Annotated in this window: 17 protein-coding genes, 1 tRNA gene and 1 pseudogene; 8 read left to right on the top strand and 11 right to left on the bottom strand. The window is 55.9% G+C overall.

The genetic code is table 11. From position 1 onward, the window contains the following. Window positions 1–72: 72 nt before the first annotated feature. The 4 genes and pseudogenes from B5D61_RS08040 to B5D61_RS08030 all read left to right on the top strand — a co-directional run. Window positions 73–2,037 (top strand): annotated as a pseudogene (locus B5D61_RS08040) (YHYH protein); the annotation flags it as partial. A 12-nt stretch (window positions 2,038–2,049) separates the two neighbouring features. Further along, entirely contained in the window at window positions 2,050–2,760 is a 711-nt protein-coding gene (locus tag B5D61_RS27065; protein ID WP_342753361.1) for a hypothetical protein, read from the top strand. Between the two features lie 38 nt (window positions 2,761–2,798). Further along, window positions 2,799–4,226: a sulfatase-like hydrolase/transferase gene (locus B5D61_RS08035; protein WP_078812816.1), complete on the top strand. Its 1,428-nt coding sequence runs from the start codon at window positions 2,799–2,801 to the stop codon at window positions 4,224–4,226. Between the two features lie 6 nt (window positions 4,227–4,232). Then, window positions 4,233–5,615 carry a metallophosphoesterase family protein gene (locus B5D61_RS08030; protein ID WP_078812815.1) on the top strand — a complete coding sequence of 461 codons (1,383 nt, stop codon included), beginning with the start codon at window positions 4,233–4,235 and terminating at the stop codon, window positions 5,613–5,615. Window positions 5,616–5,662: 47 nt separating this feature from the next. Here the strand turns inward: B5D61_RS08030 and B5D61_RS08025 are convergent, their stop codons facing one another. The 6 genes from B5D61_RS08025 to B5D61_RS08000 all read right to left on the bottom strand — a co-directional run bounded on the left by B5D61_RS08025 (window position 5,663) and on the right by B5D61_RS08000 (window position 12,078). Continuing rightward, window positions 5,663–7,390, bottom strand: a complete 1,728-nt coding sequence (locus tag B5D61_RS08025; protein WP_078812814.1) for a dynamin family protein — start codon at window positions 7,388–7,390, stop codon at window positions 5,663–5,665. A gap of 106 nt (window positions 7,391–7,496) precedes the next feature. Next, entirely contained in the window at window positions 7,497–8,378 is an 882-nt protein-coding gene (locus B5D61_RS08020; RefSeq protein ID WP_176159294.1) for a polysaccharide deacetylase family protein, read from the bottom strand. Window positions 8,379–8,603: 225 nt separating this feature from the next. Next, window positions 8,604–9,752 (bottom strand): sialidase family protein, encoded by a 1,149-nt coding sequence (locus B5D61_RS08015; RefSeq protein WP_078812812.1) that lies wholly within the window; start codon window positions 9,750–9,752, stop codon window positions 8,604–8,606. A gap of 48 nt (window positions 9,753–9,800) precedes the next feature. After that, a complete protein-coding gene (locus B5D61_RS08010) occupies window positions 9,801–10,715 on the bottom strand; it encodes a dihydrodipicolinate synthase family protein (RefSeq protein ID WP_078812811.1) in 915 nt (304 codons plus the stop codon). An 88-nt stretch (window positions 10,716–10,803) separates the two neighbouring features. Further along, window positions 10,804–11,475 carry a TetR/AcrR family transcriptional regulator gene (locus tag B5D61_RS08005; protein ID WP_176159293.1) on the bottom strand — a complete coding sequence of 224 codons (672 nt, stop codon included), beginning with the start codon at window positions 11,473–11,475 and terminating at the stop codon, window positions 10,804–10,806. 120 nt (window positions 11,476–11,595) lie between these two features. Next, window positions 11,596–12,078: a hypothetical protein gene (locus tag B5D61_RS08000; RefSeq protein WP_078812809.1), complete on the bottom strand. Its 483-nt coding sequence runs from the start codon at window positions 12,076–12,078 to the stop codon at window positions 11,596–11,598. Between the two features lie 422 nt (window positions 12,079–12,500). On the opposite strand from B5D61_RS08000, the gene B5D61_RS07995 reads away from it, so the two are divergent. The 4 genes from B5D61_RS07995 (at window position 12,501) to B5D61_RS26620 (ending at window position 17,937) form a co-directional block, all read left to right on the top strand. Continuing rightward, window positions 12,501–13,826, top strand: a complete 1,326-nt coding sequence (locus B5D61_RS07995) for a DUF1552 domain-containing protein (RefSeq protein WP_078812808.1) — start codon at window positions 12,501–12,503, stop codon at window positions 13,824–13,826. After that, window positions 13,826–16,480, top strand: a complete 2,655-nt coding sequence (locus B5D61_RS07990; protein ID WP_078812807.1) for a DUF1588 domain-containing protein — start codon at window positions 13,826–13,828, stop codon at window positions 16,478–16,480. Before B5D61_RS07995 ends, B5D61_RS07990 begins: the two co-directional genes overlap by 1 nt. A gap of 82 nt (window positions 16,481–16,562) precedes the next feature. Continuing rightward, a complete protein-coding gene (locus tag B5D61_RS07985) occupies window positions 16,563–16,928 on the top strand; it encodes an ArsR/SmtB family transcription factor (protein WP_078812806.1) in 366 nt (121 codons plus the stop codon). Between the two features lie 10 nt (window positions 16,929–16,938). Further along, window positions 16,939–17,937: an SRPBCC domain-containing protein gene (locus B5D61_RS26620; protein WP_217698942.1), complete on the top strand. Its 999-nt coding sequence runs from the start codon at window positions 16,939–16,941 to the stop codon at window positions 17,935–17,937. 112 nt (window positions 17,938–18,049) lie between these two features. On the opposite strand, the gene B5D61_RS07970 is transcribed toward B5D61_RS26620, so the two are convergent. The 5 genes from B5D61_RS07970 to B5D61_RS07950 all read right to left on the bottom strand — a co-directional run bounded on the left by B5D61_RS07970 (window position 18,050) and on the right by B5D61_RS07950 (window position 22,521). Next, window positions 18,050–18,139, bottom strand: a tRNA-Ser gene (locus B5D61_RS07970). 83 nt (window positions 18,140–18,222) lie between these two features. Further along, entirely contained in the window at window positions 18,223–18,834 is a 612-nt protein-coding gene (locus tag B5D61_RS07965; RefSeq protein WP_078812805.1) for an SET domain-containing protein, read from the bottom strand. 61 nt (window positions 18,835–18,895) lie between these two features. Then, a complete protein-coding gene (locus tag B5D61_RS07960; RefSeq protein WP_078812804.1) occupies window positions 18,896–19,771 on the bottom strand; it encodes a Fe-S cluster protein in 876 nt (291 codons plus the stop codon). A 37-nt stretch (window positions 19,772–19,808) separates the two neighbouring features. Beyond that, entirely contained in the window at window positions 19,809–20,168 is a 360-nt protein-coding gene (locus B5D61_RS07955) for a PDZ domain-containing protein (RefSeq protein ID WP_078812803.1), read from the bottom strand. A 178-nt stretch (window positions 20,169–20,346) separates the two neighbouring features. Further along, window positions 20,347–22,521, bottom strand: a complete 2,175-nt coding sequence (locus B5D61_RS07950; RefSeq protein WP_176159292.1) for a TonB-dependent receptor — start codon at window positions 22,519–22,521, stop codon at window positions 20,347–20,349. Between the last annotated feature and the right edge of the window lie 10 nt (window positions 22,522–22,531).

The raw sequence follows: 22,531 nt of genomic DNA, 5'->3' as shown, positions 1-22,531 counted from the left end.
TCCAGCATCTTTACGAGATCCTGACAAAACAGTTCCTGGGTCTTGATCAAGCGCTGACATTGACCTGCCAGCATGGGTTTTATGAAAGCCATCTTCCTCGGCATCCTCAGCCTCCTTCCTCTGCTCGGCGTGGCACATGACCTCACCGTTCCTCTCGATGACGATCCAGATCGAGAAGCCTTACGCGCTCACATTTTAAGCGATTGGCACCAGTATCAGGCCCAGCGTTTGGCCAAATCAGCGACGGCCTCGGCTCCCACCTTTTCACGTTCACCTCATCATACGCTGCAGGTAGCTTCCTCAAGCCACGTCTTAGCTTTAGCGGCCCAAGCCATCGCAGCTGAAGCGATGATCCCCGAGACGGCCAAAGCCTTCTTGCCCTTCAAAAAGTTGGACCTCCGAGAAGAGGGTGGGTTCCTCTACATCGGCTCTGATGGACTGCCGGAGCATGGCATGATGGTAGGCATCACTGCTTGGCAGCAGCAGGTGCCCTTACCCCAAAGCTACTGGGGTGATAATACCTGGCGTCTCCCGCTTCATCCCAGACCTGCCGCACAACCTGCCCTAGTCAAAGACCGCTTTCTGCGGGGTGCCATTGCTCTGGCCGCCAATGGCATCCCGATTTTCAACCCGCAGAACAATCGCGGTGAGATCAGCCAAGAAATCGGCGAACTCGATCAATGGGGTGGTCATTGCGGGCGGGCGGATGATTACCATTACCACGTGGTGCCGCTGCACTTGCAAGCGCGGGTGGGCAAGGGCCTGCCCGTCGCTTATGCCTTGGACGGGTATCCTATCTATGGACTCACAGAGCCTGATGGCAGCTCGGTCTCCGGCTTGGATGAATGCCATGGGCATGAAAGCATCACGCTCGGTTACCATTACCATGCCAGTCTGAAGTATCCCTATGTCATTGGCGGTTTCCATGGCGAAGTCACCGAAGCGGAGGGGCAGGTGGACCCACAACCGCGCGCTCACCCGGTGCGGCCAGCACTGCAAGCCCTACGTGGGGCCAAAATCACCGGTTTTGAAAAACAAGGCCCTCAAGGTTACCAGCTCCGCTATGAGGTGAATGGAGATCCACGCAGCATCACCTACCAAATCAATGCCGACGGGACCTATCCCTTTCGTTTTAACAACGGGCGGGAAGGCATGGTCGAAGAGACCTACAGCGCACTAACGACAGGAAGCGGAGGGCGCGAACCCAAACGAGACGCTGACCGCAAACGGATGCCGGAAGAAGGACGCCGACGGTCGGAGCCGAAAAACGATGAGCCCCCACGCAAGGATTCCCAGCCCTCGGCAACCTCTCCAAGAGCCATCCTAAACCGCATCGAATCTCAGGCCGATGCCAATGGGGATGGTCTCATCAGCGCTGCAGAATATGCCGCACATGTCAGGCGTGCTGCCAGTCAAAAAGGTCTATCTGTAGATTCAGCCCTCCAGGCGGCTAGGCAAGTCTTCGCAGATCAGGACACCAATCAAAATGGGCAGCTAGAATCCGCTGAGTGGCAGAGCGAACCTAGCCCAACGTTGGAGACAGAATCGAAGGAAAAACGCCGACCTACTCGCAGTCAGGTGGCAAACGAGAGCCCCTCTCCGGCCACCCGCAGCAGTGATGGCCGCTTTCTGCTCAGCAGCCCAGCGGTGGCCGATGCCGCAGAACTCCCGGCTGAACACACCGGAGATGGTGCCGGTATCAGCCCAGCCCTCACCTGGGAAAATCCGCCTGAACACACTCAAAGTTATGCATTAATCATGGATCATCAGGATCGCGATGGAAACATGAAGTGGTATTGGACAGTCTATAACATCCCTGCCTCAGCACGCTCACTGCCCAAGGATAACCGGGAGATCGGCAGCACAGGCACCGGCTTCAAAGGGGCTGTCGGCTATGAACCCCCACACTCCAAAGGTGCCGGTGCGCACACCTATGTCATCACGCTTTATGCCCTGGACAGCCCGCTCGTCATCTCGGGCACACCCGGACGGGTAGAACTGCTGAACGCCATGCAGGGGAAGATATTGGCTTCCTCGTCCCTACACGTCGTGCATACCAGCCTGGGTGCTGGTGGAGAAACAAGTCGGAGAGACCGCCCATCTCAGCCTCCCACCTCTGATCGTGGAGATAAACCCTCCCCACGCGGTGGCTTTTCTGGTCTTATCAAACCCACATTGACGGATACGATGAAGCTCAATGTCTATGCCGATAACTGGTTCATGCTTTATATCAATGGCCGCTTAACTGCTGTGGATAGCATCCCCTTCACGCCTCACAATGTGGTCAGCGTGGATGTCCTGCCTGAATATCCGATGACGATTGCCGTGCTGGCCAAAGATAATGCGGATCCAAAGACCGGGCTCGAATACGGCAGCAGTATCGGTGACGGCGGTTTCATCCTCAAGTTCGGTGATGGCACCGTGACCAATGCCACCTGGAAAGCCAAAAGCTTTTTCCACGGCCCCTTGAAGAGGGATGCCAACCATCCTCAAGTCATCCAGGAGCCTTTACCCGACCATTGGTGGCAAGTGGACTTTGACGACAGTGCTTGGAAGTCAGCACAGGAATACAGCCTCGAAGCGGTGGACCCGAAACAGCCTTATTACGATCATGACTTCGAAGGTGCCAAGTTCATTTGGACTGAGGATCTGGCACTGGATAACACCGTCATCTTCCGCACCCGAGTGGAGAAACCCGGCTGGCAGCCCCGTTGGAATACTCGACCTGACCTGGATGTGACCGAAGCCCCGATGCGCTGAGCACGCTAGAAAACCTAACCAACTCAATTGCCACAACCATGAACCGATTTTTCATCCTCAGTCTCGTAGGGTTAAGCTTCGTTACTCGGCTTCCCGCGGCTGAGACGCCGCCCAATTTCGTGGTGATACTCGCGGAGGCGCAGGGATGGGCCTCCATGTCTGCACCGCAGGACGACCGTCATCCAGAGGCCTCCCGCAGTGATTTCATTCGCACGCCGACCTTGGATGCTCTGGCCGAACGAGGAGCACGCTTTTCAGACTTCTATGCGGCTTCACCACGCTGCACGCCCACACGAGCGGCCTTGGTAACAGGCAGAAACCCGGCCGCTTTAAAGATGACCTTTGTCAATGAGGGGAAGAAAGACGGTCTCGTCCAGCCAGGAGATCGGGTGATCCAGCCCACCTGCATCACAGAGCTGCCCGCCGGTATCGCCACACTCGCCACACTTTTGAAACAGCAAGGATATGCTACGGCCCACTTTGGAAAATGGCATCTGGGTCGGGCCAATCCGCGCGAGCATGGTTACGATGAAAATGACGGAGCCAACAGCAACGGAGGACCGGATGAGGTGGAAGATCCCAATCCTAAACAATGTTATGCCATTGCCGAGCAAGGTATGGCGTTCATGGATCGCCAAGTCAAAGCGCGCCGCCCCTTCCTGCTACAGCTCTCGCAGTATCCGGGGCGTGGGCCGGTGACGGCGCGGGAGGACACCTTGGAGGCGGTGCGTCGTCGCCTGGGCACGCGCATGGACTTTCAGCGCATTGGTTTGGCCGCAGGCAATGAAGAGATCGATAAAAGCCTGGGTTTAGTGGTGGAGAAACTACGCGCACTCGGTGCGCTGGAAAACACCTATATCATTTACACGGCCGATCATGGTGCCCAGGGAAACAAGGCGAACGGCGTGCTCAATCAGGGTAAAGGCAGCGTTTGGGAAGGTGGTCTGCGCGTGCCTCTGCTCATCTCAGGCCCGCACATCCCCCCACGTCTATTTTGTCATGCACCTGCCAGCACGATGGATGTGCTGCCGACTATCCTGGAACTTGCCCGATGTTCGCTCCCTGTGCCTGGTCTTGAAGGCAGCAGCCTCGTGCCGCTTCTGCGAGGTGCTCAAGAACTGCGGCGGTCTCAGGACAGCCTAGTTATCCATTTTCCTCATTACGACAAAGATCCTCTCGGCCCGGCATCTGCCCTCTACTGGCAGCACTGGAAGCTCATCCGCTTTTATGAAACCGATCAGCGTCTGCTGTTTGACCTCTCTGGAGACATCGAGGAGCGAAAAGATCAAGCCAAGGAGCAGCCGCAAATCGCAGCCCAACTCGATCATCGCCTCACCACTTACCTGAATCAGGTGCACGCGGATCTGCCGCGCCCCAATCCCAACTATGATCCTGAGGGCGCACGCAGTGGAGATCGACGCGGGGGCCAAGGGCCAGGCAAGAAAGGCAATCCAAAAGCTCAATGAGCCGCCATGAAAACGATACTACCAACATTCATTTTGTTAGGCTTGATTGTGATCCTCACCCATGGTCAAGAAGGTGGTGGCCAAGAGCGTGGTGGTCGAGGAGCAGGCCCGGGAGGGCAGGTCGAACCCGCCGTAGTCCCTTCCTATCTGTTTAACCTTTGGCTCTGCCGCCCTGGCGCGGATCAAATCACGGTCAGTGTCGTTGCTTGGCAACCCTTGGAAGCGTTCATCGAATACGATTCCCCTGCACGACAAACTGCGGCACTCAAACTCGAGCCGGGCCAGCCTCACGGCTTTGTTTTGGATCAACTCAAGCCCGATTCTCTCTACTCCTATCATCTTGTCTATCGTGCGGCCGATGGAGTCGCCGTCTCCGATGAGGAGCGTCAATTCCGCACTCAGCGTCAACCTGGACACAGCTTTACTTTTGCGATCCAGGCCGATTCACATCTGGACGTGAGCACGGATGTGCGTGTTTATCGCCAGACCTTGGCCAATATTCGTCAAGATCAGCCAGACTTCATGATCGATTTGGGAGATACGACCATGGTGGACAAGTTTGGCAGCTTTTACACCCGCGCCGAATCTCAATACAAAGCCCAACGTTATTACCTGGGACAGGTGGCCCATAGTGTGCCGCTTTTTATGGTGCTGGGAAACCACGACGGCGAGCGAGGAGATCGACCTGAGATGGCTGAATGGTCATTAACCCAGCGCAAAAAGTGGTTCCCGAATCCTCAGCCTGGAAGCATCTACACAGGCAACCCTGAGCCGAAGGAAAACTGGTATGCCTGGGAGTGGGGAGATGCCCTTTTCATCGTTTTGGATCCCTTCTGGGAGACGACACAGCGCCGGAGTGATGATCCCTGGAGCATGACCTTGGGCAAAAGACAATATCAGTGGTTAGACCAAACCTTAGCCAACAGCCGTGCCAAGCAAAAGTTGGTGTTCATCCATCACCTCGTGGGCGGCCTTGGCCGAGATGTTCGCGGCGGTGCCAAAACAGCCGCCTATATGGAATGGGGGGGACTCGATGCCAACGGCAGCAACGGTTTTTCCCAGAATCGTCCTGATTGGTCTCTACCGATCCATGCGCTGCTGGTTAAATATGGTGTCAAAATCGTCTTTCACGGTCATGATCACCTCTACGTGAAAGAGGAACGGGACGGCATCATTTACCAGGAAGTGCCGCAACCTGGACACCCCAGCGGAGGCACCCGCAGTGCCGAAGAATATGGTTACTCTGGCATTATCCACGGCAGCAGCGGCCACCTGCGCGTCACCGTGCGTCTCGATGGCGGTCAAGTGGACTACGTCAGAAGCCAAGTTTCCGGAGTCACCCGGAACGATACCGCCAATGGTACCATTGAGTCCAGCTACAGCTTTTGAGAATGGCATCCCCCTGCACCTCAATGGCACTCAAAATGAAACATCGATCACCTGACCAACTCATGCTGGAAGGCATGGAGGGATTCAGAGAGGGTCTGGAGGCGATCTCTTTGAGCGAGCAGGTATTGCTCGCGAGCTTGAGCATCTTCCTTGGCAGGTTCTAGCAAAGGTAGAAACCTGCCAAAGAGGGTGGAGACATCATGATGCACCTGGGTCTGAAGCATCTCGCGTAGCTTGACCGTCGAGGTCTCCAGACGATCTGCTAACTGAGCACGGGTGGAGTTCAGCGTGGTCTGAGTGATGAGAAGAGCAAATCCCAGCAAGAGCAGCCCTCCGGCCCCCGTGATGGCGGCACCGATGGGCCCATCAAAATACCACGCGATGGCGACGGCGGTAATGACGGGAAGAATTAGCCAAGGCACCCAACGAGCGCGTTTGCGCGCCCGCAGCAGACCGGGTTCGATGGCTTCATCGAGCTTCAGCCCAAGCACGAAGCGGCGGATGGTGCTATCGATGTGCACAGCGAAGAGACGACGGATATCTGGGTCTGTCTCGGCGGGTAATGGAGCGTCTGATGGGAACAGACTGCCGCGCCCCTGCACATGCAGGAAGCGATCGTATTGCAGGTAGTCTTCCTCCAGGATGATGCCAACCTGGCGCCACCTGTCTCCACTGCGATGCTGGAGATCCTGAAAGAGACGATGGTCCAGACTCTCGGGCTTGATTTCCTCCTCCTCGCCCGGCCCTTTCTTGAAGGCCTGACTGGTGGAGAGGACGTCATCCGCCATGTCGGCCACGCGCACACAAGATTCATGATAGTCTCGTTCGGTTGCGTCCAGGGCAGGAAGAATTTTCTTCAGGGTGCGATCGACCTGCATTTCCCGTTCCGTGAGGAACTCCTGAATCAGTCCCGCAGTCTGCTGCACCAGTTGGATCTGTTGTTCGAGGTTCTCCCGTAGATGGTTGAGCAATTGTCGCGCCATACGCACAGTGCTCGAAAGCTTGTTAAGTCGGGCGGCGTTTTTTCCCACCAGCGTGGACACGTGCTGTTCCAAGGCCAAGAAACCGCTCTCTTCGAGGAGGCGCTGCCGCTCTCCTCCTTCAGGCGCTCGACGTGCGAGGCTGGCATCTCGGCCCGACACGGCGAACAGTGGAAAATCCTGTCCGTAACGCTGCCTGGAGAGCTGCCCCATGTAGTCCGTAATGACTGAAATTTCCTCCTGGGTGCGCAAATCACACTGCTGAAGGACGAAGATGACATGGCGCATCCAGTGGCGGTGAACTTTGTCCAGGAATTGCCAAGCCGAAGCGCCCCAGGGATTCATGGCGCTGAAAACGAAGATGACTAAATCTGCGATGGGAACAAACCGCTCGGTGATTTCCTGATGCTCATCTTCAATGGAGTTGGTCCCCGGGGTATCGACGATGTGGAAATCCTTCAGCAGGTCCAACGGAACGTGCACCTCGTCCAGAGTCGGCGTGATGGGCACGATCTCATGACGGGGACCGTGTTTGAAAAAGTAGATCTTATCCGTGGTGGGCATGACGCCTGTCCGAGAAAAATCCTGCCCAAAAAGGGCATTCAAAAACGTGGACTTGCCCACATTGACCTCCCCCACCACGACAAAGACGAAGGGGTCCTTCAGACTGGCAATGAGATTTTCCGTGATGGCGATGGCTTCCGTATCCCCACCGGCATCACGAATGGCCTCAGCCAGAGCATGTAGCTCCGAACTGAGGCGTGTGCGAAGCTGGAAATACTCGTCGCCGATCATCAGCAGGGTTCAGGATGGGGAATTCGGACGGGATTGACAAGAGACATGTACCAATGAGGGCACTGTCTCAACTGGAACCCGAACCCTCAAGCCTGAAACACGTCTCTTACTGAGGCAAGGGAGTTGGATCCTTGGAATCCACTGGCACAGCAGGGCGGATGACCACACCTACGGGCATGTTAGCCTTCTCCATATTGAGAAGTTGGCTAACCGTGACGAACTGATATCCCTTGGCCAGCAATTGGTCGAACATCGAAGGCATCGCCTCAATCGTGGGCGGATGGATATCGTGAGCCAGCATAATGGCCCCAGGATGCGCGCCATTGACGAGGCGGCTGGTCACGACAGAGACACCTGGGCGACGCCAATCTTGCGGATCAACCGACCAGAGAATGGTGGAGTAACCGAACTCCGAGAACATAAGCTGCTTGATGCGGGTATTGATGGCACCATACGGCGGGCGGATGAGGTGCGGGCGGTAATTGGCCACCGCCACGAGAGCGTCTTCGCTCATCTGCAGCTCATTGCGGATCTGGGCATCTGAGCGGCTGGTCAGGCTGGCATGGGTCCAGGTGTGGTTAGCCACCTCATGCCCTTCAGCGATCATGCGCTTGATGATATTGGGGTAGGCTTTGGCGCTTTTACCGATCACAAAGAAGGTGCACTTGATGTTACGGGCCTTCAGGATGTCCAGCAGCTTCGGGGTCAGGGTCGGATGCGGGCCGTCATCAAAGGTCATGGCCAGCACCTTCTCGGTGATATTGACCTGCGAATAACTGATCTTGGCTCCAGCCGGCGGCACGGTAGGCATGGAGGAGGGGTTATTCAGGCGGCGAGCGAGGGGGTTGTCTTGAAGCACCGGATCCACCATCGGTGTGGCCTTTCTGACTTCGGCGAGATCATCTGGCTTTTTATCCGTGGAACTGCAGCTCGCGCTGCCCATGAGAACACCAAGCCAAATACTGAGATACATGCGTTTGAAAGTCACGAGGGCGAGATTAGTTCAGAGAAGGGTTTAGGAAAGCATGAAGTTTGTGGAAAATGAATATTATCTCAAGCTGACGAAACCCATCCAAACACGCCGCTGAGTGGATGGATGCTGACACTCTCCACAAGGTCGAAGCAACCTACGGAGCCCGCCTCATTTCAGACGCTCCTCAATCTCTGGCATCTGCTCTGGGAATGCGCGAAGACACTCACAGGCTCCGGCCTCTCACTTCGCCATGGCATCCAGCTCGCTGAGTTTCAGGCGCACGCTCATGATGTAAGGCATCTCTCCCTCGGTCCAGTGGCCGTAGGTCGTCGTGACAATGGTGTCATCTGGCAGCACCTCGACTCCCGGATAGGCGCAATCCGCCCCCTTGGTATTGTCCATGAGCCGCACCTGATACTGGCCGGGCTTGCCCTGAGCCAGATCTTCATACCGGCCGACCCAGGCCACCCAGTCTCCCTGATAAGGCGTGTTTTTGCCTTTCGGGGCGACGCTACGGAAGGAGATCCAGAGGCGACCGTCAGCTGTGTATTTACCTGTGTGACGGTCCCCATTCAGGCTGTCCGGCAGTTCACGAGGCGTCGTCCAAGTCTGGCCTTCATCCCGACTGAAAATGATGTGTGCGTTTTTTGCACGTGCATTTTCCCGCAGCAATACTGCGATTTCTTGACCATCCGGTGAGCGGATGAAACCAGGCTCGCAGAGGTTGACCGCATCGTTTTCATACACGGCTTCCGGTTTACCCCAGGTCAAACCGCCATCGTCAGAGAAAACCTTGTAGAGCGTGAACAGAGGCGGCTTACGATGCGTGTTCTCAGTGCTGAAATAGCGTCCGTCATCATGAAACATGGCCAGATAGCGCCCAGGGGTCTTCAGGGGTTCGGTGAAGCCCATGACCACGATGCCTCCCCAGTCTCCCACGGGCTTGAGGTCACTCCAGGTGCTGCCATCATCTTCAGAGACCGCGAGTCGTGCAGGGTAGAGTCCGCTCCACATGATGAGGCGCTTTTTCCCTGCCGCATCCACCACCCGATGCAGCGTCGGCACTTCCTTGGAGGTGGACCAATTTTCTGGAGTGGGCAGACGCTCACTCCAGGTGAGACCTGCATCAAGGCTGCGTTTGTAAACGATGCCGCCTTTGCCATGTCCCTTCGGATAGACACACAGCATCGTCCGGCCATCCTCCAACAACACCGTCGTGGGGTGCCCCAGATATTGACCCGCCTCCCGATCCACCTGCACCTGTCTCTGGGTTTGAGCGGCAAGATCCAGTGTCTGGACGTGAAGCACCGGGTCCCCCTCGCCTTGAAGGAGCGAGGCGGAAGCGGAGGCTACGACAATAAAGCAGGCCCGAAGGCTAAAAGACTTCATCAGGGTTGGGTTGGAGGATTGAATGGTAAAGCAGGGAATAGCAGGTGATCACTTCACCCACTCGAAAAAGCCCATGGCTTCCAGGTCAGTTTGCAAAGCTTTCTCCTGAGCAGCGTCCAGCCTACCATGAGGTAAGCGGGCTGGGCCGACATCGACGCCAAGCATTTTCATCACCGCCTTGGCCGCACTCATGTAACCGATGGAGGCTAGCCGAGCCACGAGCTCGACCGAGCGTTTTTGTTCAGCACGGGCGGTGGCGAAATCATGCCTCTCAAAGGCTGCGGTGATCCGTTGGTAGATCGGTGCGGCAAAATTGTAGGTGCTTCCGACAGCACCCGTAGCTCCCAGAGCCAACCCGGCTAACAAGCACTCATCCGTGCCCCACAAGATCGAAAACGCGCCCTCGCTATGATGCAGGCACTGCTGAAACATCATCCCATCAGGGTTGGTAAACTTAATGCCCGCCAGCGTCGGCAGTGCTTCTTTACCCAGAGTGAGAAACTCGGGCATGGAGAGTGATATCCCGGTAAAGGACGGGATGTCATACAAGAAAAAGGGCAATTCAGGTGCCGCTGAGGTGATTTGCGCGCAGCACTCCACCAAGGCCGAAACCGAACGTGGCTTAAAATAACTCGGCGCCAAGGCACTGATGGCATCCGCCCCCAGTTCCTGGGCTTGTGCGGCGAGATCAGCCACATCTCCCAGACAATTGGCACCGACATGCACCACGACCTTGAGCGAGCTACCACGAGTCACCTCCATCCAACGTTCGGTTAGGGCTTGCCGCTCCGCCAAGCTCAGAGAGTGACTCTCGCCTGTCGTTCCGCCAATGAAAGCTGCCGAAATGCCCGTGCGCTGTAGATGCGCGGCTTGCTGCTCGACAACAGCGAGATTCAACGAACCGTCCGTATGAAAGGGCGTATGAGTCGCCGCGACAAGACCATGGATAGGGTGGGAGAGCATGCAGGTGATGAGGGATATAACGTGATCTTGCCCACGAATGCGTCACTCCACCACCTGTTCTTTTAGAGAACAGGCAGACTCAACTTACCTACAGTGCCAAAAGCAACTGATGCTCCGCCACATCATCCTCCCCCTCCTCGATACGACGAGCCATGCGGCTCAGTCTGCGCAGCACAGCCCCGCAAGCTTCTCCCGCCGAGAGGGCATCTCCCGAAATCTGCGCCTGCACAATACTGCCCTGAAGAATCACCAGCACAGAAATAGCAGTGCTTCGGGGGCTGGCATACCCCATCTGAATCAATAAATCGGTGAGGTAGCTTTCAAGTTCCCTCTGATGAAGTCGGATCATCTCTCTCACCCGTTCATCCTCAGCGCTGGCTTCCGCCTGAGCTTTGATAAACGGACAGCCTCGGAAGTCCGGCTCCTCAAACCATGCCGTGAGAACTTCAGCCAACTGCTCAATCCCCCCTGCCCCAGCAGTCTGCTCCTGACGGAGCGACATCCTCATAGTCAGACGTTTCATCCAACGCTCATGCTGAAGCCGCAAATACTCAGCAATGAGATGGCTCTTCGAAGGAAAATGCCGGTAAAACGACATCTTCGCGACCTCAGCATCGGCGATGATCCAATCAATCCCGGTGGCCCGCAGACCGTGCTGGTAAAAGAGCTTGGAGGCCACGGTCACCAGCCGTTCACGAGGCTTAAGTTTTGTCGAACGTCGAGGCGAAGTCCGGGGCTGCGCGGAACGAGGTGTTTTCATGACGGGTGACCAGTTCAAGCACAGCCTAGCATCTGAGGAAAGGTTTGAACAGACCTGTCTTACCATTTCAAAAAACAAGACAGACCTGTCTCTATTTTGAAATCACCCCTGGATATCCTCTCACAGTTCGGGGAAACGCTCAGGATGAACATCCGTTCTCGGCAGCAAGAGCAGCGCATCTGCCAGGGGCGATGACGGATCTTCCTGCGGCAGAATGGGCTCAGCATACGAACTCCGCTCGACACGAGTGGAGGTTTGGGGTGAGCGACGGGCTTGCTGCCCCGACTGCTGGAATTGCCTTTCCCATCGTTGCAACTCGACTTTCACTTTATCCCAGGGCACCGAAAAGGAGGCAAATCCAGCCGCCAACAACGCCAACCAAAAAGTAGGTGTGATGAGGCTGGAGCGGCTCTGAGAAGTCTCCACGGCGTGGAGGCGTCGAGCGATATCATCTAGCTTTTTCAGCGTCTCTGCCTGGGCTTGACGCTCCAGACAATCACAAATGTAGGCGGCCTCCACAGCATCCGCCGGTGGCTCAGCCAATAGACGCCAGAGCTCTTGGCTGGAGGCTTTGTCGAGAATTACTTTTCGTTCAGTAGTCATGAGCACAGGGAATACCGAAAAGACAGCCTAACCATGGCGTGAGGAAATCTCTCCTTCAGCTTGGGGATTCCGTGGCCTAACTCGGTTGTTCTTCAAAGAAACGCCTCGGAAGCTGACGCGGTGATGAATAAACTCAGAACAATAAAGTAATGGACACGGAAAAGCAGCCAGCTCACGAACGACCCAGCTTATTCAGGCACCGAAGTGACGGATCGAAAAAGAGTCCATAGCCGGACAAACCTACCCCACGTCACCGAATTTCTCGTCGCCTAAACCCGAACTCCCCAAATGCCGATCTAAACAGCTGGGCCGCGTCCCACCAGGATTCCAGAAAGCTGGCGCATGTTTTGCACGTAAGTTTCTCTTCTGGATGGTGCCCAGCTTGGCTCGGGGTTCCGCCTGAAGTCAAAATCCCCCCGCCTATGTCCCGATCTTCTTTGTCATCGGCGTCCGGTCTTGGACGTCGTCATTTTCTGCGCAGTGCTTCGGCCCTGATTGCATTGCCTGCCCTGGAGGCTCTCGGGGGAACACAATCGTTGGCAAGCGAAGCGACGAAAGCCTCGGCCCGAGCGGGGACAACCTCCGCCGTCGCCCATGGAGCGAAGAACTTTGTGGCCATCGGTTCTTATCTGGGTTGGCATCAGCCGGCGTTTTTTCCCAAGGACGTGGGGCGGGATTACACGATGCCGGAGACGCTGAAACCCCTGACACCGTTTCGGGAGGCCTTCACGGTTTTCTCAGGCCTGGATCACCGGGCCGCGAACGGTCATAAGGCTTGGCCAAATTTCCTCTCGGGCAACACCCCGGGAGCCTATTCTCTGGATCAACAAATCGCCGATCAGCTCGGCGGCAAATCGCGATTTGCCTCTCTGGAACTCGCCACAGGCATGGGTGAGGGAGCCAAGTCGATGAGCTTTACCCAGCAAGGGGTAGGCCTCCCGACCATCATCCGCCCGAGCGTGCTCTACCGGCAGTTGTTCGCCTCTCAAGCCTCCCGCGAGCGCACGGAGTATCTGCTAAAAAGCGGCCAGAGTGCCTTGGACAGTGTGCGTGAGGACGCGAAACGACTCCAGGCCAGCCTCCCGCAACGGGACAAAGATAAATTGGACGAGTTTTTCGATTCCTTCCGCACGGTGGAAAAGAAGATGGGGCGTCAGCTGGCCGTGCTGGATGAACCAGTGCCGGAGCCGGACTACAAGCTGCCTAGCTACGATCCTATTACGCCGAATCTCCAGATGGAGGCGGGCACGATCATGTATGACCTGATGACGCTGGCTCTAGAGACGGGCTCCACGCGTGTGATGTCGCTTTTCCTCGATGGCCTGGGCCAAGTCTTCGCCATCCATGGGGAGGTGCTGAAGGCGGGTTACCATGCCCTTTCTCATCACGGCAACGATCCCGAAATGATCCGTGATTTGATCTCTATCGAGCGGGCTCACATGGAGTGTTTCGCAGGCTTCCTGCGCCAGCTCTCAGAGAAGAAGAACCCCGAAGGTAAGTCTCTCCTGGATGATACGGTCATCCTGGTGGGCACTGGCATGGGCGATGCCAGCCGCCACAGCAATGCGAACCTGCCCATCCTGGTGGCTGGCGGCGGTTTCAAACACGGGCAGCATCTCGCCATCGATGCCAAAGCCAAGGATGCGCCGCTGCTGGGCGATCTCTACATCACGCTGAAACAGCGGCTCGGCCTGGAGTCAGACACCTTCTCCAACGCCTCACGGAATCTCAACCATCTCTTCTCCTGATGTCGTCTCGTTTGGTTGTCGTTGTTAAAACATCGCTCTGGTTAGGCTTCTCCTCAGCTTGGATAGGAACAACTCTGGCTGCCGAGGCAAAGAAGACATCATCCCCCATTCCTGAAGCGGTGATAGCGGTGCTGAATCAGCATTGCTATGACTGCCACGATGCGGATACCACTAAGGGAGACATCAATCTCGCACGCGAGGAGATCGACTGGCACACGGGCGCTGCCGCCAAGATGTGGGAAAAAACCTTCAACGTGGTGGCCTATCAACAAATGCCCCCGGTGAATCGTGTGCAACTCACTCCCGAAGAAAAGCAAACCCTGTTAGGTTTTCTCAACACCCAGCTCACCCAGCATACTCGCTTCGGAGGCACGCTACCGCGCCGCCTGAACCGCCTCGAGTATCGCAACTCCATCCGCACGGTGTTTCAGATGCCGGACTTTGATCTGTCACCGGGCTTCCCACGGGATACCCGCGAGCAGGGATTCGATACCGTAAGCGAGGCCCTGGTGCTTTCACCTCCGCTGCTGGAGGCCTATCAACAGGTGGCTTGGCAAATTGCCGATGAGTTGTTTCCTCCCGCGAAAGAGAAGCCCCCTGTGAAGACCTGGAAAGCGGGCATCCATGATCTAGTGCTGAGCTTTTCCGCCGCCACCCTGCATGGGGATGCTTTGCGTCTGGCATCACGCAGTCCAGACATCATGCGGAGTTGCACCTGGCCGAGTAAGATCGAGATCACATCTTCTGGCACCTATCGCATGAGCGTGAAGACCTCTGCCTTTCGTCCGAAAAAGGGTGACAAACCCATGATCCTCGAAGTGCGTGCCCGAGATATCGCCGCCAGTGACCGCTCCCGTGCCACAAGCTTTCGCCTCCTGAAGGAAATCCAAGTCACTCAGGAAACACCTGAGACGGTGACCTTTGATGTGGAATTGTATGAGGGCCAAACCCCCTTATTCCGCTGGGTGAATGCCGAGCTGGATCACGAAGCCGACGCCTTTGCAGCCCTGCTCGAAGAACGATTTCAAGAACCCCGCTTCCTGGCTGCGTGGCAAGAGATGCTATTCCCTGGCAAACCCAGAAAGCGTGTCTCCATCACACCGCTGCGTGGTCGCAATGGCTGGGACATCTTTCAACGGCACTATCAAGACCCTAACCTGAATCTGGCGGATGCGACGCTGGATAACCGCTACACCCAAGCGGCCTTGACCATGGCCAAAGATCCTGGTACTTCGCGCCAACTGGGAGATGCCCTAACGTATTATTATCACAACAACGGACCCTCCCTACAGCTTCATCAAGTCACGGTGGAAGGGCCCTTCAAGCTGGTGGACGGCCCTCAGGATCTGCAACGCCGCAACTGGCGTGAGTGGAACTTTGGCGTTCGGAAAAAAGGCGAAACGGATGAAGAGTTTGCAGATCGCGGTCTTCGACTCTTCCTCCCTCGGCTGTTCCGCCGTCCTGTTTCCGATGAGATTCGCCACAGTTATCTGGACATTGCCAAACAGCATTGGGCTGCGGGTCATCGCTTCGATGAAGGCATGCACCTCATGCTGCGCAGCACTCTGGTCTCTCCACGCTTCTTATATCGTGAAACCAATGCTGGTGAACTGGACATCTACGACCTCGCGAGCCGAGTGGCGTATTTCCTCACCCGCGATCCCCCCACCAGCGTCATCGTCCATCAAGCCCGCAGCGGCAAGCTGAAGGACCCCGCCGTCTATCGAGCCACTTTAGAGTCTCTCCTGCCGCGTTCCCCCGGCTCGCCCATGATCCGAGACTTCACCGAGCAGTGGCTGGACACCCGACTCCTGCCAGAGATCATGCCGGACGAGGTCTTTGGTTTCAGCGCCGAGGAGGTGGAACTGGCCAAAGCGGAAGTGGAGCATTTCTTCTTTACTCTTCTGACAGAGAACCGACCTCTACGGGATTTCATCGATCCCGATTTCATCACCACCTCCAAGCGCTTTGCCATGGAAAACTATGGCTACAAACTCACCGATGAGAAGCGGGCCAATCCTCGAAGCAACTACACGACGGAGCAGCGGAAGATTGAGCGTTTACCCATCGAGCGGGGCGGCGTCCGAGGTGGTTTGTTAGGCCAATCGGCCATTCTCATGGCCACTGCAAATGGCGTGGATACCCAGCCCGTGCTGCGCGGTGTCTGGGTTCTAAAGAACATCCTTGGCACGCCCCTTCCCCCCGTGCCAAACAATGTCCCAGCCCTCACTCCGGATACCCAAGGTGCCAAAACACCTCGCGAGCTTTTGGCAGCTCATACGAAATCTGCGAGTTGCCGCGCCTGCCATCAGCAGATTGACCCCATTGGTTTCGTGCTCGAGAACTTCAACCCCGTTGGCGGTTGGCGTGATCAATGGCCCGCCATCAAGGTCAAAATTGATCCCTCGGGGGTGTTGCCAGATGGCACCCGCATCACTGGATATCCTGACCTGAAACGCTGGATTGCTCAGAACATCACCGTCTTTGGTCAGTGCCTCGCCGAGAAGCTGATGATCTATGCCACAGGCCGCCTCCCCAGCTATGCGGAACGACAAGAGCTCAAACAGATCGTCACCCAAATCGAACAGGACAAAGGTGGCTTCCGCGATCTGCTGCTCGCTCTGATGGAGAGCAAGACCTTCAGGACTCGCTAAGCTAGCTCTCTTCAGCAGTCAGCCATCACCGGCACCTCACTTTAGCGCTTGCTTATTTAAGTTTTTACTTAAATACTGAAGCATGCTCAGTCTCGAGGCCATTGCTGATCCCACCCGCCGTCGCATTGTCGAGATGTTGGCGCAGGGTGAACACACCGTGGGTGAGATCGTGGCGGAGTTTCAAATGACGGCACCCGCCATTTCCCAGCATTTGAAGGTCTTGCGAGAGGCGGGCCTCGTCCAATCTCGAGTGGAGGGCCAATCGCGCATTCAGACACTCAATCCGGCAGGGCTGGACGAAATCTCCATCTGGCTGGAGCGCACGCGGCAGTTTTGGAGTCAGCGTCTGGATGCGCTGGAGCAAGCCCTCCGAGCCGAGGACGCAGCCGACCAACACCCGACGAAAACGAATCCCAAGAAGAAATCCACCCGCAGGCCTAACTCTTGATTCAATTCTCATGAACTCTTCATCCGCCCCCTCGGTGTGCATCACCCGAAACCTCCCCTTCTCGCCAGAACGTGTGTTCGATGCTTGGCTGGATCCGACCTTTGCCGCGAAATGGTTGTTCGCGACACCCGAGGGCGAGATGATCCGTGCCGAGACGGATCCACGTGTCGGAGGCCACTTCACCTTTACGGAGCGACGCGGTGGCGAAGACGTTGAGCACACGGGTGAATATCTCGAGATCTCACGTCCTTCTCGCTTGGTCTTTACCTTCGGTGTGCCCAAGTATTCAGCCGATGTCAGTCAGGTCACGGTGGAGATTCAGCCCCGGGGTGAAGGTTGCACCGTGACACTGACCCAGACGGTGGCCCCACAATGGGCAGCCTTCAAACATCGTTCACAGCTCGGCTGGATCACTATTCTGGAAGGGCTGGCCGCATGCCTAGGCGATCCACAAGCCGCTCTCAATCGTCAACCCGGTGATGCGTCCCAGCCTGGTGAGGTGCGTTTTATCCGCCTGATGCCGGGACCTATTGAGCGCGTCTGGGATTACCTCACGGATCCAGACAAACGCAGCCAATGGTTCGCAGGCGGCCCTATGGAATTACGTGAGGGCGCAACTCTCCAACTGCTTTTCCGACACGGTCTGCTATCGCCCGATGAAAATCCTCCTGAGAAATACCGAGAGGTCCATGAACCCGGAGTCCCCATGAAAGGCCGCATCACTCAATGCGAGCCTCCTCATCGGCTCGGCTTCACCTGGGAAGGCGAAACAGCCGAGCAAGAGTCCGCAGTCGTTTTTGAACTCTTCCCAGAAGGCAACGAGGTACGCCTAATTTTAACTCACCGTTGCCTGGGCAGCGAGCATGAACGCGCCGATGTCAGCTCCGGCTGGCATATCCACACCGCCTTCCTTCATGCACGTCTCAGTGGCAACACGCCCCCACCGCTCTGGGCGGCCTGTGAAAAGCTGGACGCGGAGTATCGAAAGCGTTTGCACCTCGTTTCTTAAAGCTGTCGAAAATTGCCCATCGTCGGCTCATTTTCTCGATGCGGCGGACACGCACGGGAGAAACCATCTCGTTCTATTGAGAATATGGACCATTGACCACGAAAAAGGATGCTGGCGGAGAGGGTGGGATTCGAACCCACGGTGGGGATTAACCCACGCCAGTTTTCAAGACTGGAGCCATAAACCACTCGACCACCTCTCCAAGTGTCCGTGCGTTGCGGACCGTCATATTAGAGCATCTGCCCCACTTGAAAAGCAGAACTTGCCTGGAAGATCGTGATTCTTTCAGGCCGCTTTCTTCTTGGACGATTTGCGCTTTTTCGCCACCGGTGTCTCCAGTTCTTTGAGTTCCTGCTTCAGTTGTTCAGCCCGTGCTTCCAACGCGGCGAGCTTTTCTTTCCGAGCTTCTTTGGTCTTTAAAATGCGGCGCAACTTCGGCCAGAATTCCTCACCTAAAATGTAGCCAATGCAGCGAGGCTTGCCACAGCGGCAGGGGTGATCTTCCCAGGTTTCCAAGCCAAAGCCGTAGTTGAAGGAAAGCTCTTCACCTTCCGCGATGTCGCGTTTGGAATAGATCCAGATTTTGCCGCGTGAGATGAAGGCTTCGCAATTCGGTTCACACGAGTGATTGATGAGGCGAGCTGTGTTGTAGGGCTTCCCGCCATCCAGATCATACCGCTTGTTCAGCGTGAAAATATAAACGGCTGCTCCCCCCGTCTTCGCTGCCTTTTCTGCCAGAGCATTACCACGACGTTCACTTTCGGCCTTGGTGATTTTCTCCCCGATGTATTCGATGACAGGGGTGCCTTTGGGGATGTCGGTGCGGGCAAAGATGCCCCGCTGATGAATAGCTGAGCGACGAACGATCCACCATTTTTGAGAGTCTGAGTCAGGCATGCGGAGATATGCAGCGGATGTGATGCCTGTCCGCTAAGAAAAAGTCAAGCTTGGCGCGTTTTTAGGCCTGCTCTGTGTTGGGCTGGGCAGCGAGTGCGGCCGCAGCTCGAGCTTTAGCCACCTCCGCCTTGCGTAAAATCTCATCGGGGCTGGGTAAAGAGGCCAGCACATCCATGGGAATGAAGCCGTCGCTGACCAGCTTCGTGAGGCATTTTTTCCGCTCATCCAGGGCCTTATCAGGGCTGCGTTCTTTGCCGAAACGGCTTTTAGCGGCGGCGCTACGATCTTTGAGAGCGGCGTAAATATCTCCTCCCAGCAGAGATGAAATATCCACCTTCATTTTCTCGCGACTGTGATCCAGAGCACTGACTTCGTCCCCATTAATCGGCCCTGCTTGGTATTTGGGGAACATGATGGCCACCTCAGGGCAGACACGTGAGCAAGCTGGGCAGTTGGTCTTGCAGTTGTCATTGTTCTGCACCTGGATCTTGTTGTCTGTGCTGACGCCGTAAACATCAAAGAGGCAGAAGCTCAGACACTGCATGCAGTTGGTGCAGCGACTGTAGTCGATCACTGGAAACCAGGGTTTCCATTTCCCAGGCTCATTCATCGGTTTGGTCCCGCGAGCTTTATCCACCAAAGCCAGGACACCGTCGGTATCGAGATCGGTAATATCTCGAGCTTCAATGTTAACCTGCCCAGCCACGTCTTCCAGAGCTGGAGCTAGGCGATCAGGAAACGCGCCGAGTAACAGAAGTGTGTGATCATCCCGGGAGGCTCTTGCACTCGCGCCAGCGGTCTGCGTCACACGCGCCACCGCGTAGCCTTTATCCAGCAATGCAGCCATCACCTTTGCTCGCGATTCTGCGGGTAGGGGTAAGGCCCCCTGCCCTTCATAAAGCACAACTTTAAGCGGACGTGCGGTGTGAGTGATCATGACAATGGCTGGCGATATTTAAGTGGTAAAATAACAGTCAAACTGCTTCGGAAGCAGTCACGGTCTCGGCAGAGGTTAGCATGTCTGTAGCGACCTCTTCGGCGGTCAGGGTGCGCATGTTGAGGATCTCCGTGCCCTCGGGTAAGGGAGCACCCGCTTGATGAAATAAACCAGTCACGGCTCGGGGATAGCAGGCTGCGATTTTAAGCTTCCCACAGGCAGCCAATTCTTGCAGGCGTGGATCACGATGCGCGGCCATTTCACACAAGTCGGCAACGGTTTCAAAACTGGCTCCCGAAGCACAAAGTTTCTCCAACACCGCGTTTTTAACACCGGACGGCACGACCTGCGCATAAGCGCAACGGCAATAAAGAAGAGTCGGGGGGATTTCGGACATTCGAAGACTGAATTTAAGATAACGGACAAAAGCAGCACAATGTCACGCAAATCGTGCAGAGAAGGCACATCTCTGCATCGCAAGGCCCCTTTCATCCATCCCATAAAAAAACCCGCCAGTCATCACTGGCGGGACGGGCTTTATCTCATCAAGACGTTTCAAGCGCAGTTTGAAGGCGTTAAAAAGTCAGCGTTACGCCACCGACCACACCTAACCCAGGTTCATTGGAACCGGACCCCGTGTAGCGATATTCCTCATCCAACAGGTTCTCGACAGCCAATGTCACCCCGAGATTTGGCGTGATTTGCCAACCACCCCGCAGAGAAACGAGATTGAAGCTCGGATTGCCATCACGCGGCATGCGTTGGGTGTCGCGCAGGTCTCCAGAGGTCAAATGGTCATATTGTGAATGGGAGAGACTGACCAGTTCAGTCCAGATGCGCCGATCCGCGGTCTGCCAGCGAATGCCAGCTCGCCCCATCCACGGCACGACTCGGCTGGCATTTTCTTGACGAATGGTGGGATCATTCGCACGCGGATACTGATCGAGGCGGCCTTCAGTCCACGTTACATGTCCAAAGATGGACCAGCTGGAATTGAAGCGAACTTCGCCCGTGAACTCGACTCCCTGAATGTAGCCTTCTCCAGCATTGTCCTTGATAGCCGCATTTCCTCCGATTGGACGACGAATGATGACATCCTCCATCTGAGTGTAGAAATAGCTCAGGCTACCGCTGAAGTGCTCAGTTTCCGCTTTCAGACCGATCTCATAATTGATGAATTGCTCAGGATCCAACTCAGGCGAAGGCAATTCCGTCTCCCCACTGAGCGCAGTATCCAGGCGAGAGAGGTCGGAAAGATTGGGGGCTCGAAACCCCTGTGAAATGCCTACAAAGAGTTTAAAATGGTCCTGTTCATCAAGGTCCACAACCATGCGACCACTAGCAGAAAAGTTCGTCCAATCGTCGGTGAAGGAATCCACCGCAGCTGCTGTCGCCGGGTTATTAAAGCGGCCAATGTCTGCACGTGCGTAGGTCTCACGAGCTCCCAGGAACAGATGCACACGCGAGCCGAGATCCACCTCATAATTCAGGAATGCGCCTAACAAATCATAAGTCGCATCATCCCCGACTGGTCCCTGCACGCCCATGGAGTGCAGCGTGCCATTCCGGCGGTAGCGCTGGCTGCCACTGCTGACCCAATCCCGATAATAATCCACGCCGTAAATGAACCGGCCCAAGGAAGTATCGCTTTGCAATTGAAGGTCGAGTCCCAAGGTCCGTAATTCGACCTGGCTGTAGTCCACACGGTCCGCCGGAGGTGGGGTGCCTGGCTGATCATATCTCACCCGGTGCTCATACTCATTGGCACTTTGCAAAGACACCGTGAAGCTGGCCGCGTCGATGAAACCGAGGGAATTGTCTAAATCATGCCCATCCAGTCGTAGGTAAGACAGTGAACGCTCTTGATCATAGGCACGTTTGGTGTCGTTGCCGATGGTCGTTCCATGCCAGGATATTCCCTCCCGGGTCTGATGGGTGCGCCAAGCATCATTTTGCCGCAATTGCTGATGAACGGCTGTAAGCGTCCAATGGTCGTCTAGAGCAACGTCCAAACGCAGATCATAAGCCCACTCATCATAACCCGTCTCGGGTTGATCTCCAATCCCTGCGGCATGCACATTGCCAAAAGACTTCAAGCTGGCGCCGAGGTGCAATCCCCATTTGCCACCTTCACCAAACTGGAACTCCTGACGTCCGACATTACTCTCTTCTGCCGTTGAACCGCGCCATGAGGTTAGTCCATGGAAGAAGTAGCCTGGAGATTCCTCACGGAAATTCGAGCTTTTGGTGAATAGGTTCAAGGTGCCGCCAATGGCATCACTGCCATAGAGCACGGAACCCTGCCCTGGCACCAATTCCAGATGGTCAATTGCATAGGAATCGATGGTATTCCAATACTGGTTAGGCCCGTCACGGAAGGTCGAGTTATTGAATCGGATTCCGTCAATCAAGGCCAAGTTACGAAAGCCCGTGAATCCTCGAATGTAGGGGGATCCCTGCGCATTGGCCGTCTTTTGCACATTCACGCCAGGCAGCTCTTTCAAGGCTTCAGGCAAGCTGCGGACTTGTCGTTCCTGCAATTGTTTCGCCGAAAGCTGACGAACCTGTGCAGGTACCTTGATGGACTCTTCCTCTGTGCGAGTCGCTGTAACGACAATCTCAGGGAGGACTGCCGAAGCGGACTCTTCCTTTTTAGGCTTATCGGTAGCCGCAGGCAGCTCGACCGTTTGCCCAGGCAAGAGACCAGCCAGAGCAAACAAGGGCGTCAGGATGTATTTTTTCTGCATCATGGGAGACGCA

The sequence above is a fragment of the Prosthecobacter debontii genome (assembly GCF_900167535.1).
GTDB lineage: Bacteria > Verrucomicrobiota > Verrucomicrobiia > Verrucomicrobiales > Verrucomicrobiaceae > Prosthecobacter > Prosthecobacter debontii.
Note: the sequence above shows the minus strand (reverse complement) of the source record. Positions and strands in the feature narration are given on the sequence as shown.

Bases quoted from the DNA above. Each gene is read 5' to 3' on its own strand.
- B5D61_RS08035 (WP_078812816.1), top strand. From the start codon at position 2,799: ATGAACCGATTTTTCATCCTCAGTCTCGTAGGGTTAAGCTTCGTTACT.
- B5D61_RS08030 (WP_078812815.1), top strand. From the start codon at position 4,233: ATGAAAACGATACTACCAACATTCATTTTGTTAGGCTTGATTGTGATC.
- B5D61_RS08025 (WP_078812814.1), bottom strand. From the start codon at position 7,390: ATGATCGGCGACGAGTATTTCCAGCTTCGCACACGCCTCAGTTCGGAG.
- B5D61_RS08015 (WP_078812812.1), bottom strand. From the start codon at position 9,752: ATGAAGTCTTTTAGCCTTCGGGCCTGCTTTATTGTCGTAGCCTCCGCT.
- B5D61_RS08010 (WP_078812811.1), bottom strand. From the start codon at position 10,715: ATGCTCTCCCACCCTATCCATGGTCTTGTCGCGGCGACTCATACGCCC.
- B5D61_RS08005 (WP_176159293.1), bottom strand. From the start codon at position 11,475: ATGAAAACACCTCGTTCCGCGCAGCCCCGGACTTCGCCTCGACGTTCG.
- B5D61_RS08000 (WP_078812809.1), bottom strand. From the start codon at position 12,078: ATGACTACTGAACGAAAAGTAATTCTCGACAAAGCCTCCAGCCAAGAG.
- B5D61_RS07995 (WP_078812808.1), top strand. From the start codon at position 12,501: ATGTCCCGATCTTCTTTGTCATCGGCGTCCGGTCTTGGACGTCGTCAT.
- B5D61_RS07990 (WP_078812807.1), top strand. From the start codon at position 13,826: ATGTCGTCTCGTTTGGTTGTCGTTGTTAAAACATCGCTCTGGTTAGGC.
- B5D61_RS07985 (WP_078812806.1), top strand. From the start codon at position 16,563: ATGCTCAGTCTCGAGGCCATTGCTGATCCCACCCGCCGTCGCATTGTC.
- B5D61_RS26620 (WP_217698942.1), top strand. From the start codon at position 16,939: ATGAACTCTTCATCCGCCCCCTCGGTGTGCATCACCCGAAACCTCCCC.
- B5D61_RS07965 (WP_078812805.1), bottom strand. From the start codon at position 18,834: ATGCCTGACTCAGACTCTCAAAAATGGTGGATCGTTCGTCGCTCAGCT.
- B5D61_RS07960 (WP_078812804.1), bottom strand. From the start codon at position 19,771: ATGATCACTCACACCGCACGTCCGCTTAAAGTTGTGCTTTATGAAGGG.
- B5D61_RS07955 (WP_078812803.1), bottom strand. From the start codon at position 20,168: ATGTCCGAAATCCCCCCGACTCTTCTTTATTGCCGTTGCGCTTATGCG.
- B5D61_RS07950 (WP_176159292.1), bottom strand. From the start codon at position 22,521: ATGATGCAGAAAAAATACATCCTGACGCCCTTGTTTGCTCTGGCTGGT.